This is a genomic window from Paenibacillus sp. YAE3, assembly GCF_057546105.1.
Genome location: NZ_BAAIYF010000001.1, coordinates 366,249 through 378,811, shown reverse-complemented (window position 1 = coordinate 378,811; position 12,563 = coordinate 366,249). Strand labels below are relative to the sequence as shown.

At 53.4% G+C, this 12,563-nt stretch carries 9 protein-coding genes and 1 riboswitch; of the genes, 6 read left to right on the top strand and 3 right to left on the bottom strand.

Annotation, left to right across the window (positions count from 1 at the left end; genetic code table 11):
• Positions 1–45: 45 nt before the first annotated feature.
• Entirely contained in the window at positions 46–1,092 is a 1,047-nt protein-coding gene (locus AC27KL_RS01715; protein WP_487168577.1) for an ABC transporter substrate-binding protein, read from the bottom strand.
• A gap of 179 nt (positions 1,093–1,271) precedes the next feature.
• Positions 1,272–1,383: riboswitch (TPP riboswitch) on the bottom strand.
• A gap of 195 nt (positions 1,384–1,578) precedes the next feature.
• On the opposite strand from AC27KL_RS01715, the gene AC27KL_RS01710 reads away from it, so the two are divergent.
• The 3 genes from AC27KL_RS01710 to AC27KL_RS01700 are packed head-to-tail and all read left to right on the top strand — an operon-like array spanning position 1,579 to position 5,197.
• Positions 1,579–2,619, top strand: a complete 1,041-nt coding sequence (locus AC27KL_RS01710) for a GerAB/ArcD/ProY family transporter (protein ID WP_487168576.1) — start codon at positions 1,579–1,581, stop codon at positions 2,617–2,619.
• A complete protein-coding gene (locus tag AC27KL_RS01705) occupies positions 2,616–4,055 on the top strand; it encodes a spore germination protein (protein ID WP_487168575.1) in 1,440 nt (479 codons plus the stop codon). Before AC27KL_RS01710 ends, AC27KL_RS01705 begins: the two co-directional genes overlap by 4 nt.
• Positions 4,052–5,197 carry a Ger(x)C family spore germination protein gene (locus tag AC27KL_RS01700; RefSeq protein WP_487168574.1) on the top strand — a complete coding sequence of 382 codons (1,146 nt, stop codon included), beginning with the start codon at positions 4,052–4,054 and terminating at the stop codon, positions 5,195–5,197. Before AC27KL_RS01705 ends, AC27KL_RS01700 begins: the two co-directional genes overlap by 4 nt.
• A gap of 23 nt (positions 5,198–5,220) precedes the next feature.
• On the opposite strand, the gene AC27KL_RS01695 is transcribed toward AC27KL_RS01700, so the two are convergent.
• Positions 5,221–6,465, bottom strand: coding sequence for an MFS transporter (locus AC27KL_RS01695; protein ID WP_487168573.1), 1,245 nt, complete (start codon positions 6,463–6,465; stop codon positions 5,221–5,223).
• A gap of 205 nt (positions 6,466–6,670) precedes the next feature.
• Between AC27KL_RS01695 and AC27KL_RS01690 the strand changes: the two genes are divergently transcribed.
• The 3 genes from AC27KL_RS01690 to AC27KL_RS01680 all read left to right on the top strand — a co-directional run bounded on the left by AC27KL_RS01690 (position 6,671) and on the right by AC27KL_RS01680 (position 10,135).
• Positions 6,671–7,090, top strand: a complete 420-nt coding sequence (locus AC27KL_RS01690; RefSeq protein WP_036713466.1) for a pyridoxamine 5'-phosphate oxidase family protein — start codon at positions 6,671–6,673, stop codon at positions 7,088–7,090.
• A 243-nt stretch (positions 7,091–7,333) separates the two neighbouring features.
• On the top strand, positions 7,334–9,613 hold the full coding sequence (locus AC27KL_RS01685) for a bifunctional 2',3'-cyclic-nucleotide 2'-phosphodiesterase/3'-nucleotidase (RefSeq protein WP_487168572.1): 2,280 nt from the start codon (positions 7,334–7,336) through the stop codon (positions 9,611–9,613).
• Between the two features lie 180 nt (positions 9,614–9,793).
• Positions 9,794–10,135, top strand: a complete 342-nt coding sequence (locus tag AC27KL_RS01680; RefSeq protein ID WP_487168571.1) for a hypothetical protein — start codon at positions 9,794–9,796, stop codon at positions 10,133–10,135.
• A 38-nt stretch (positions 10,136–10,173) separates the two neighbouring features.
• On the opposite strand, the gene AC27KL_RS01675 is transcribed toward AC27KL_RS01680, so the two are convergent.
• Complete coding sequence (locus AC27KL_RS01675) at positions 10,174–12,489, bottom strand: glycoside hydrolase family 65 protein (RefSeq protein ID WP_487168570.1); 2,316 nt, start codon at positions 12,487–12,489, stop codon at positions 10,174–10,176.
• Between the last annotated feature and the right edge of the window lie 74 nt (positions 12,490–12,563).

Here is a 12,563-nt window from a genome sequence, read left to right as displayed (position 1 = left end):
TGCTTTAAATCACGCAGCGGGTTCGCTTGGTACAGCGATCCTTACCTATTGCTGCGGCAAAAAGTCGTTCGTAAACGCGTTTTCGACGTCCAGCGGCTTGTCGAGCAGCTTATGCTCGTACATCCAATCCGAATATCCTTTCCATACCTGTTCCTTCTGCTCGCCCCAGCGCTTGGCGTCGTCCTGGTATTTCGGGCTGAGCCACTTCTGGCTGGCCATGACGAGATCCTTGTCGAGCTCGGGCACGGCTTTGATCAAGATGTTGGCTGCATCCTCGGGATGCTCAATCGCGAATTGATAACCTTTGGAGGTAGCGCGCATAAACGCTTTGACCAGCTCCGGATCTTCCTTGATCTGCTTTTCATTGGTGACGAGGACCGGCGTGTAATAATCCAGCTTGTCGGAGAAGTCTTTGACGTACAGCATATCGAGCGGCTCCTTGCGGAGCTCGGCTTCGATGCCGGTCCAGCCGTAGAAAATCCAGGCGAAATCGATGTCGCGTTTCACCGCCGTAAAATAATCCGCTTCGCCCATGTTGACGATTTTCAGCTTGCTGACGTCGGCCTTGTCGATGTCCATGATCGAATCGATCACGGCTTTTTCCACCGGGGAGCCCCAGCCGCCGTACGTTTTGCCTTCAAAATCCTTCGGCCGTTTGATGTTCCGGTCCACGGGCGCGGCAAAACCGGAAGTGTTATGCTGGATCACCGCCGCGATCGACACGAGCGGAACGCCTTGCGTGCGCGCTTGGGTGACGTTTTCCTGCACGCTCACGCCAAACGGCACCTTGCCCGATGCCACCATCGCCTCCGCGCCGCCGGCTCCCGGCTGCACGATGTCGACGTTCAGGCCTTCTTCTTGGTAGTACCCCTTTTCTTTGGCGACGTAGAGTCCCGTATGGTTCGTGTTCGGCGTCCAGTCCAGCACGACTTTGACATCCTTCAGCTTTTTGGGCTCGCCGCCGCCGGCCGAGGAGGTTTCCCCGGAAGGCGTTCCTTGGCCCGTCGTTTGGGCGTTTTTGCTTCCGCAAGCGGCCGTAACCAGCACAAGCAGGAATGCCAGCAAAAACAGTCCGATTTTTTTCGTTTTCATTGCGTTTCTCTCTCCCTTGTCCATTTAATCCCCTTCATTTTGCAAAAGAATCGCGTTTCCATATCTGGAGGCGAATCACGGGACCGCGGCCGTCTTTATTTTCGCCGGAAGGTCCGATCATTCAACAAAAAAAGCGCCCCGGATGCGGGACGCTTAAGGCGCAAGGATGACATGGCGAACGCCATGACGATGGCTTTTCCTACGCTGGCATTACCCAGATCAGGTTTAAGGGTCAGTATCTTGGAGGGATACAATCTCAGCCGGCCGATTCCAGCACCCCGGATTCTTATGAAGTTAACGGGTTATTACATTGGTATTATAGTCCTAAGCTCGGAATAATTCAACGCTTTCGGCCGCGCGGCTGGACAAGCCAGCGTATAAATGCCCGTAGAAATGCCACTATAAGGATGAAAGGAGTCTGGTTTTTACAGGGGGCTGAGGAAAATCAAAACAAGCATTTCGTTCATTCAAACGGTCATGATTTTGATGCTGAGCACCGGCCTGCTGAATCATGTCATCATCATTCCTATTTTGCTTGACGCGGCAAAACGGGACGCCTGGATTTCGGTGCTGCTGGCATGCGGACTCACGCTCGTATGGGCGGCATTTCTTTATGCGGGCATGGCGAAACTCAATAAACGCCATCTGTTCGATTGGTTGGCCAAAGCCTATCATCCGATCGTGGGCCGCGTTTTGGCCGTTTTCATTGGTTTGTACCTGTTTGCCATTTGCGCGGTAACGACCCGGGATACCGTATATTGGATTCATCTGACCTTCTCTCCCGAAACGCCCATTATGATCTTTTCGTTTCTGTTCCTTCTGATCTCGGCTTTAAACGCTTTTTTGGGCATTCAATCCGTTGCCAATACCGCGAGTTTATTGCTGCCGATGGTGATTGTGCTTGGCTTTTTTGTCATGTCGTTTAATATGCCCCACAAGGACTACTCCTTGCTGAAGCCGATGCTTGAACTTGGCATGGGGCCCGTGTGGAAGGGGACGCTTTATGCGGGGGCCGGCTTTGCCGAAGTCATCATGATCTTCTTTTTGCAGCATCATATCCGAACGCGCATAACCTATGTTTCCTTGGCCGTCACGGTTTTGCTTTTTTTAGGACTTACTCTGGGGCCCGTCATGGGCGCCATCGTCGAATTCGGGGCGGACGAAGCGGGCAAGCTCCGGTTTCCTGCTTACGAGCAATGGAGGCTCCTGAACATTGGCCGATACGTCGAGCATCTGGACTTTTTTAGCGTCTACCAATGGTTCTGCGGCGCATTTTTGAGAATTTCGCTCGCTTTGTTCCTCATTCTCGACGTTTTTCGGGTGAAGGGCAAAAAAGAGAAAGCGTGGGTGCTGGGGGGGATTTTTATCGCGATCCTGATCATCATGGCCGTTCCTTTCAGCGACCGGTATTTTATGAAGGCCCTGTCCGTCTATGTGCTTCCCGTATCGGTGTGGGGAATAGTGGCTTTTTCGGTGATCATCACGGGGCTGATCGGCTTGGCCCGGCGAAGGGGGAGAATATCGTGAAAAGCCGTGAACGAAAGGAAGCCCAGGCCATCGAAGGCATCGTTACGGAGCTGTTTGGATCAAGCTCGGATATCCGAAGAAAAACGATTCCGTTATCGGTACCGGGTTATTCGGTTCAGCTGATTTACTGCCAGGGATTGTCCGATACGGCAAGAGTGGAGCAATGGGTCGTGCCCGAACTGATGAATATACCGGAGCAGATCCTGCTGTCGGACGAGATGGATTGGCCGCGCAAAATTCCGTTCCCCATGGACCCGATCCCCGAGGACCAAAGGGAGGCGGCAATGAAAGAGACCGTGCTCGCGGGAGACCTTCTGCTGATCTTCGCGCCGTCGAACAGCTGCTACTCGATGATTATGACCAATGCGCCCAAACGGCAGCCGGAGGAGCCGAACACGGAGGTTTCGACGAGGGGGCCGAGGGACGGTTTTATCGAGGACTCGTACACCAATATCGCTTTGATCCGAAGACGGCTGAAGACCCATCTCCTTGCCGTCGAGGAGTTTACGATCGGTTCCGAAACGTCGACGAAAGTTCATCTTCTGTACCATAAGGAGACGATCCAGGAGCATGTCCTGCAGGAGATCCGAACGAAACTTTCCCGCGTGAACGTCAAAGGCCTTGTGAGCAACAGCCAACTCGAAGAGATATTGACGGGCTTCTCGCTTTTTCCGCTGATGACTTATACGGGAAGGCCGGACTATGCCGTCAACGCGCTGCTTCACGGGAAATTTGCGATCGTCATGAGCGGCGCTCCGACGGTGCTCATCGCCCCGGCGAGCTTCAACTTTCTGCTCAACTCCTCGGAGGACGCGCATCTCGTCAATGTCGTGGTTGCTTTTACGCGTTTTTTGCGGATTTGCGGCGTGCTGCTTTCCCTGTTCCTGCCGGGGTTTTGGATTGCGCTGACGACGTACCATCAGGACCAAATCCCTTTTACGCTGCTGGCGACCTTGGTGAATTCCAGGCAGGGCGTGCCGCTCCCGGCTCCTCTGGAGGCGATGGTGATGCTGCTGTTGTTCGAGATTTTCCGCGAAGCAGGCATGAGGCTACCTTCCGCGTTTGGACAGACCTTATCGGTCGTGGGCGGGCTGATCATCGGCCAAGCTGCCATCAGCGCAGGGATTGCGGGCCCGGGGACGATCGTCGTCATCGCCATATCGGTGCTTGCGACGTTTACTTTGGTGAACCAGTCCCTGGTCAACATCGTCAGTCTGTTTCGCATTCTCGTGCTTCTGATCAGCGGGCTGTTGGGGTTGTTCGGCACGCTGTTCTGCCTGCTGGCTTTGGTCCTGTTCATGGTCAACCTGCGCTCTTTCGGCACGTTCTATTTGTCTCCGGTAAGTCCTCCGAGATTCAGGGAGATGTATAAAATCCTGTTTCGGATGCCATGGGGAAAAGGCGAGTTCACCAGCAAGGCGGGGAAAAAGGGATGAAAAACGTGCGTTGGGTTCGCTGCCTCCTTGCCGCGGCGCTCTTGATCGTTCCGCTTACGGGCTGCTGGGGAGCAAGGGAAATCGAACACATGATTTACGTTAATACGATCGGGGTCGATTACGTTGAAAACCAGGTTGTCGTTTACATCCAAATGGTTAATTTCAGCGGCATCGCCAAAAAGGAGTCGGGACAGATGCAGCAGCAGAAGACCTCCGTCGGAAAAGCGGGAGGGGCTTCGTTCGATGAGGCGATTTTTAATTTGTACGCTTCCAGCCCGCAAAGGATCTCGTGGAGCAACGTAAAGTCGATCGTTTTCAGCGAGGCTGCCTTGAAGCATGGCATCGTGGATCAGGTGCTGGAGGTATGGGACCGTTATTACGAATTCCGGTATACCGTCTGGACGATGGCCACCCGGGATCCGTTGGAAGAGGTGCTCAATACGAAATCCATCAACGAGCTGTCGGTCGTATACTCCCAGCTTAACAGCCCGATGCGGATCTATGAACAGAGCTCGGTCATCGCCCCGCTGTACCTTTACAAGTTTATATGGAAATGGAAAGAGAAGGGCGAGACGGTTCTGCTGCCGTACGTCGAAATCATGCCGGGATGGACGGAAGACGGAAAACCTTCGCCCAACGTCAGCATGACCGGGGTCTGTTTTTTGAATAACCAGAAATTCCGGGGATGCCTCGTGTCGGAGAATATCCTGGGCCTGAGGTGGCTGGAAAAGAAAACGAGAAGAACCCCGCTTGCGGTCAAGCAGGAGAAAAAAGTACAGGCCATGTTGGTCATGAACAAAATCAAGCCCTCGATCCGTCCGAAGCTGAGGCAGGGCAAGCCCGTTTTCGACATTAGCGTGTCCATGCAGGCCACGATTCCGCAGCTGAACGCCAGACTGAACAAGAGGGAACTGGAAATGGAAGCTGCGAGGGAAGTGAAGCAACAGGTGATGAGAACCTACTTAAAAGCCTTGGAAATGGACGTCGACGCCTATGGGCTATCGGGCATACTCCGCCGGAATATGCCCGATGCCTGGCATCGATTAAGCGCCAAGGGGGAAATCGATCTGGATTCGGACAGCATCGGGAAGATCGATATCAAGGTGAACCTGATCAGCGGCGGCATTTCGAAATTGAAATAAACGCCGGTTGCCCGTCGATTGCTTCAGTTGCTGCAAGCCTCCTGCGCGATTTCCTGCCGTCGTTCGGCGGCTTGGAGCTGCCTGCGCTGCAAAACATATGCCGCGAAGCTGAGCGCGACCATAAAAAGCGTAAACAAAGCGAGCATCCACGAGGTTTGGTTCACCTCCAGATGGTCCATGCACCAGCCGATGATCAGGGGCAGCACCGCTCCCCCGACGCCGCCCGAGGCGATCAGGATGCTTGGCGTCGATTCTTCGGTTCCTGCCAGCAGCTTGCTCGCAAAGACAAGGGCGATCGAAAAGATGCCGGACATAAACAACCCAAGCAGCAGGATGACGGCAAACGCGGACCAGACCGCGGCGGTAAAAGGAAATACGGCGAGCAGCACCAGCGTGGCGGCGCAGCTGTAAAAAACATAAACGCGGTAATGGATCCGCTCGGCGACGGTCCCCGCGAAAATCCGCCCGACGGACATCGCGATCCAGAAGCAGGTGACGCTAAGCGCCGCGCCGGCTTCCTTCATGCCGATTTTCTCAATGAGAATGGCAGGCATGAAGTTGGCTAAACTCATTTCCGTGCCGACATAAAGAAAGAAAAAGACCATAAACAGCGCCAGGATTCCCCAGGATTTTCCCTGATACGGAAAACGTTTTTGGCGTGCAGCCTTGCTGATGTCCGAACCGCCGACGTTTGCTGCCGGCTTCTTGGCACGGAGCTCCGCGTCGATTTCCCCAAACGAGCTTTTGGCCCACAGCAGCAGCGTCGCCAGAGCAAACAAGGAAATGACGAGGAAGGAAAAACGCCACCAGCCTTGGGAGATGAATCCGCTGGCAATCAGCGGCATCACCATCGCACCGACTCCGAATAAGACTTCGAGCCGGCTCATGGCAACCGCCGTTTTTTCCTTGATCGCCGCGATGATGATCGTCCCGATGACCGCTTCGATCATGCCGAACCCAAATCCGGCGCATACCGCGATCGGGTACAACCATCCCCACGGCGGCAGCAGCAGGTACGCAAGCTCGGCTGCGCAAAGCAGGGAAATGGCGATCAGCAGCCCGCCCCTTTTGCCGAACCGCCGGTTGAGAAGCGGGGAGGCGAGGACGCCTGCCAGAAAACCGGCAAACTGGGTAAAAATGAGCGTGCCCCCTTGGCTGTATTCGCGGCCGTAATGTTCAAGCAGCACGGGGAGCACCGAGCCAAGCACCACATGGGCCAGCCCGATCAAAAAGTAAGATAGACATCCGATCCATATCAATCGTTTCATGGTGACTCCTTTTAAAGGTGATATTTGCTTCTTCCGGATTTTGACCGTCATTCCCGATGAGCATATATGTTTATCATACTCGAAAACGGCTTCCAAAAGGCAGCTAAATATTGAAAAATCCTTCTGAATGATTCATCCCGTTCCGAAGCGGGCACACTACCTTTACAGCAGTTCACCGTTTTATTCGGAAGGAGAAGCATTGTACATGGAAACCCGGATCGTCATGGAGCAAAACATCGTCAAAATTTTGGACCACCATGAATATTGCGCGTTTGCCACCGTGGAGGGAAACAAGCCCAAGCAGCGGTACATGATGCTGTACAACAGGGGCCTCAGCATTTATCTCATTACGGACCGGAAGACGCATAAAGTGGAGGAGCTGGAGGAAAACCCGCATGTTTCCCTGCTGTTCGGGTATGAAAACGGGAGCGCCGAAGGCTGGGCGGAAATCGAAGGAACCTGCAGCATCACGAATGACGGGGAGCTTCGCGAGCACTTCTGGAAACCCGAATTCAAAGCCAGCTTCACCGGACCCGAGGACCCGGACTACGTTGTTTTGAAAATCAAGCCGATCCGCATGATCCATGTGTCGGAAAACGGCGAAAGACATGAATGGATCGAGTAAAAACAGGGCTTTTTGCGGGATTTTAGGACTATATAAACGTATGTCACATCTTCCATAATACTCGGGACAGGGTCCCGGGTATTATTTTTGGCCATTTGGATGCATTTGTCTTTATTTTGGCTGGAAATGGATTTAAACTACTAGTGGATCTAAAACATATTTAACCGCTGGTCACTTTAGAAAACGGTTACAAAAGGTCCATGCAATGTACTTATCAGGTACATATTTTCAAGGAGGGGTAACATGTCGAAGTCCCGTAAAAAAGTAGCAAAAACCATTACAGCCGCCGCCGTGGCATTCAATGTGCTGGCGCTCCCGTTTGCGGCCTATGCCGACGGAAGCACGGCGAACCCGAAGGTCAAACTCCGTTTGATGGAAACATCCGATTTGCATGTCAACATGGTCAACTATGACTACTATGCGGACAAGCCGACGGACGAATACGGATTCGCCAAAACGGCCAGCCTGATCAACGCTGCGCGCAAGGAAGCCAAGAACAGCCTGCTGTTCGACAACGGCGACCTGCTGCAGGGCAATCCGCTGGGCGATTACGTAGCGAAAGTAAACCCGCTCAAGCCGGGCCAAATTCATCCCGTGTATAAAGCCATGGACTTGATGGACTATGACGCGGGCGGCGTAGGGAACCATGAATTCAACTACGGGCTCGATTTTTTGAAGCTGGCCGAACAAGGAGCCGACTTCCCGATCGTCAACGCCAACATTTACAAGGACGACGGGGATCAGGACGAAAGCAATGACGTGAACTATTTTACCCCTTATACCATCCTGAACAAAAAAGTGATTGACGAAAACGGCCAGGAGCAGACCGTCAAAGTCGGCGTGATTGCTTTTGCCCCGCCGCAAATCATGCAGTGGGACAGCGCCAATTTGGTCGGCAAAGTCATCGCCAAGGACATCATCCAGACCGCCAAAAAGTTCGTGCCGCAAATGAAAAAAGAAGGCGCCGACATCGTCGTCGCGGTTCCGCACTCCGGCTTCGAGGAGATTCCGCAAACGGAATTGATGGAAAACTCCGTGCTTTATTTGAGCCAGGTCGAAGGCATCGACGCGATCATGTTCGGGCATGCGCATAAAACCTTCCCGAGCGCCGAATTCAAGGGCAAAAAAGGGGTAGACCTCGAAAAAGGCACCATCAACGGCGTTCCTTCCGTCGAACCGGGATATTGGGGGGACCATCTCGGCATCATCGATTTGGACCTTGAAAAGGTGGACGGCAAATGGAAGGTCGTCGATTCCAAAACCGAAACCCGCGCCGTGTACGACGTAACCAACAAAAAGGCGCTGGTCGACGCCGACCCGAAAATCGTCGATGCGGTAAAAACCGAGCATGACGCCACGATCGAATACGTTCGCGGTCCGGTAGGCAAAACCACGGCGCCGATCAACAGCTATTTTGCGCTCGTGCAGGACGATCCGTCCATCCAAATCGTAACCAACGCGCAAAAATGGTACGTGGAAAAGAACCTGAAGGGCACGGAATACGAAAATCTTCCGGTGCTGTCCGCAGGCGCTCCGTTTAAGGCGGGCGGACGTTCGGGCGCTTCGTATTACACGAACATTCCGGCCGGCACGATCGCAATCAAAAACGTGTCCGACCTGTACGTATACCCGAATACGGTGCATGCCGTCGTCGTCAACGGCGAGGAATTGAAAAACTGGCTTGAATGGTCCGCGGGACAGTTCAACCAAATCGATCCTTCGAAAACGACGGAGCAGCCGCTTATCAATAACGACTTCCCGACGTACAACTATGACGTCATCGACGGCGTGACTTATCAAATCGACGTGACGCAGCCGAACAAATACGACCTGAAAGGCAACGTGGTCAACCCGAACGCGAACCGCATCAAAAACCTGCAATTCAACGGCAAACCGATCGATCCGAAGCAAAAATTCGTCGTGGCGACCAATAACTACCGCGCTTCGTCTTCCAAGCTGGCGAATCCGGACGGCAAACGGATCATCATGGCGGCTCCGGACGAAAACCGTCAGGTCATTATCGATTACATCCGCGACAACGGCACGATCAATCCTTCCGCGGACAACAACTGGTCGTTTGCTAAGGTCGACAAAAAGCTGAACGTCACGTTTACGTCGTCTCCGGACGCCAAAGATCTGGTAGCGAAAAGCAAAAACATGACGTATGTCGGCGACGGCGGCAACGGCTTTGCGAAATATGCGCTTGATCTGTCCGTAAGCGGGCCTGCGCCATCGACGGACACAACGACGCCTCCGGCGAAAACTCCAACCGTACCAACAAAGCCGGAACAGCCTCCGGTTCCTACGGTTCCGGAGAAACCGTCGCAGCCTGAAACGAAGCCTGCACCTAAACCGGAGACAGACAAGCCGTCCGCAAACGGTAAAGTATACGTCATCAAAAAAGGCGACAACCTGTACCGCATCGGACTCCGGTTCGGCGTGGACTGGGAGAAAATCGCCAAAGCAAACGGCATCACCAATGTCCGCGGCCTGAAAATCGGGCAGCAAATCATCATCCCGTAAGCCAAGGAGCCATATGAACAAGCCGGCAGCGATACGCTGCCGGCTTGTTTGGCGTTTGGAGAAGGATGGTTCAGGGATCGTCGACGTCTTTGCCGATCATCAAAATTGGTATATATTTGAAGTGACTGCGTTTAGGAGGTGTTCTTTATAGTTAAGCGAAGCCATTATGCGTTACTTTTTTTGTCGATGTTGTTGGTATTGGTGATCGGCTGCAATCATAAGAAGCCTGCAGGGGTTCGTGCTTTAACATCATGGGCTTTTAATTTTGTTAACTGGAACAACGCATTTTATAAAGAAACGGATGAAAAGCTGCACAAAGTCGGGCCGAAAATCGGCGAAGTTGAATCCTTTGCGACCGACGAAAACATAGAATATCACGGAACCTTTTCAAACGAATACGAAGTTGGTTCAGAGATTTACTCCGTTGAGGGAATAGATCCTGCGAAAGCCATCGCAGTGAAATCCAAGGGAGTGTTCACCTTGTTGATAGAACAATCATTGAACATGAATCAAATCCCCTAGGTCTGCAATACGTGACATGGACGGGAGGCAACCATGAGCTAGCCTTGCAAAGCGTGCCCGATTTGGACATGGCTCAGGCCATGAACCGTATGTTTTTTTCCATAAACGCAAACTTCGGCTGCCGTTTCCGACTCGTTGGCCACGATCACGTCGTGCTCCCCGACAGTGACTTTCAGGCGCGATCCGCGGAACATGACCTTAAAGGAGAAGGACGTCCAGTGCCCCGGATTAAACGGATTCAGGCGCAGAACGCCGTCTTGAACCTTCAAGCCGCCGAAACCGTAAACCACGGACATCCAGGTGCCGGCCATGCTCGTAATATGACAGCCGTCTTCGGTGTCGTTGTTGTAATTGTCAAGGTCGAGGCGCGATGTGCGCAGGTACATTTCGTACGCTTTTTCCCTGTAGCCCAGCTCGCACGCGATGATGGAGTGAACGCAAGGCGAGAGGGAGGACTCGTGCACCGTGAGCGGCTCGTAGAAATCGAAGTTCCGTTTTTTCGTTTCCAGGTCGTAGCGGTCTCCCAGGAAGAACAGCCCTTGCAAGACATCGGCCTGCTTGATGTACGCCGAACGCAAAATGCGGTCCCAGGACCAGTTTTGGTTCAGCGGCAGGTGGACCGGATCCAGCTCTTTGACAGGCGTCAGGTCTTTGTCGAGGAAGCCGTCCTGCTGCAGGAATATTCGACGTTCGTCATCGAACGGATAATACATTTTGGCGATGATGTCCTTCCATTTCGAGGTTTCCGCTTCGGTCAATTCCAGCTTATCGATCAGCTCGCGATAACGCGATGGCTCGTTCTCCCGCAAATAATCGAGCACTTCGAGCGTATATTCCAGCGTCCAGGCCGCGATCCGGTTGGTGTACCAGTTGTTGTTGACGTTGTTTTCGTATTCGTTCGGCCCCGTCACGCCAAGCATCATGTATTGATCCTTCGCGGCGACGTAGTTGACGCGCTCCTCCCAGAAACGCGAAATTTCGGCGAGCACCTCCAGGCCGTATTGGCCGAGGTAGTCGATATCCCCGGTGTAGTTCACGTAATTGTAAATGGCGTAAGCGATCGCGCCGTTCCGGTGAATTTCCTCGAAGGTGATTTCCCATTCGTTATGGCATTCTTCGCCGTTCATCGTCACCATCGGATACAGGGCGCCTTTCGCGAAGCCGAGCTTGCGTGCGTTTTCCTTCGCTTTTTCCAAATGCTTGTAGCGGTATATGAGCAGGTTGCGGGCGATGGAGCTGTCGGCGGTGCTCAAGTAGAACGGCAGGCAATAAGCTTCGGTGTCCCAATAGGTACTGCCGCCGTATTTTTCGCCGGTAAACCCTTTGGGGCCGATGTTCAGGCGGTCGTCTTCGCCGGTGTACGTCTGGTTCAGCTGGAAAATGTTAAACCGGATCGCCTGCTGCGCCGCGACGTCTCCTTCGATCACGATGTCGCTGTCCCGCCATTTATCGGCCCATGCCTGAACCTGCTCCCGGTACAGCGTTTCAAAACCTGCTTCCAACGCGCTGCGGAGAGCTGCACGCCCGGCGTCGATCAGCTGGCCCAGGCCATGGTCGCGGGAGGTGACGTTTGCCGCATATTTGTAAACGACGACCTGCTCATTTGCAGCCGCTTCGATTTGCGCGCGGAAGCCGACGTATTTCTCTTTCTCGACCTGCTCGGTTTCGAGCTTCACGGCTTCGCCGTTTTTGGCGATTTCAAAGGCCATGACCGAGGTCAGGTGGAAATCGAGCTTTTTCGTTTTGACGGTCAGCGCTGCATCGCGTTCCCCGAATTCCTTCGCAACTTCAACCCAAAATTTTTCGTCGTAGTTGGCGTCCCGGTTTTGCACGTCCCCGTCCAGATAAGGGGTGACCGTCAAGATGCCGTCAAAATTCAGCGGCGTAACCGCGTAACGAATGGCACCGATCTCTTGGCGGGCCATGCTGACGAAACGGATCGCATCGACGCGGATTTTTTTGCCGCCTTCGAATTCGGCCGTAAACGCGCGCGACAACGTGCCTTCCTTCATGTTCAGCACACGGGTGAAATCCGTGACCTTGCAGGATGCGAGATCGAGCGGCTGTCCGTCGACGGCGATATCGATGCCGATCCAGTTGGTGCTGTTCAGCACTTTAGCAAAATACTCCGGGTAGCCGTTTTTCCACCAACCCACGCGGGTTTTGTCCGGATAATAAACGCCGGCCATGTAGCTGCCCTGAAGGGAAGGCCCGCTGTACGACTCCTCGAAATTGGCGCGCTGCCCCATGTATCCGTTTCCAATGCTGAAAATGCTTTCGGATATTTCATGCAGATGCGGCTGAAAATCCTCTTCAACGATATTCCATGGATCGAGCTTTAAATACGGTTTCATCATCATCGGCTCCTTTATGAGGTAAATGGGTGGGTGCAAATTTCTGGTCAAAAAGCTTTTAGCCAATTTCACAA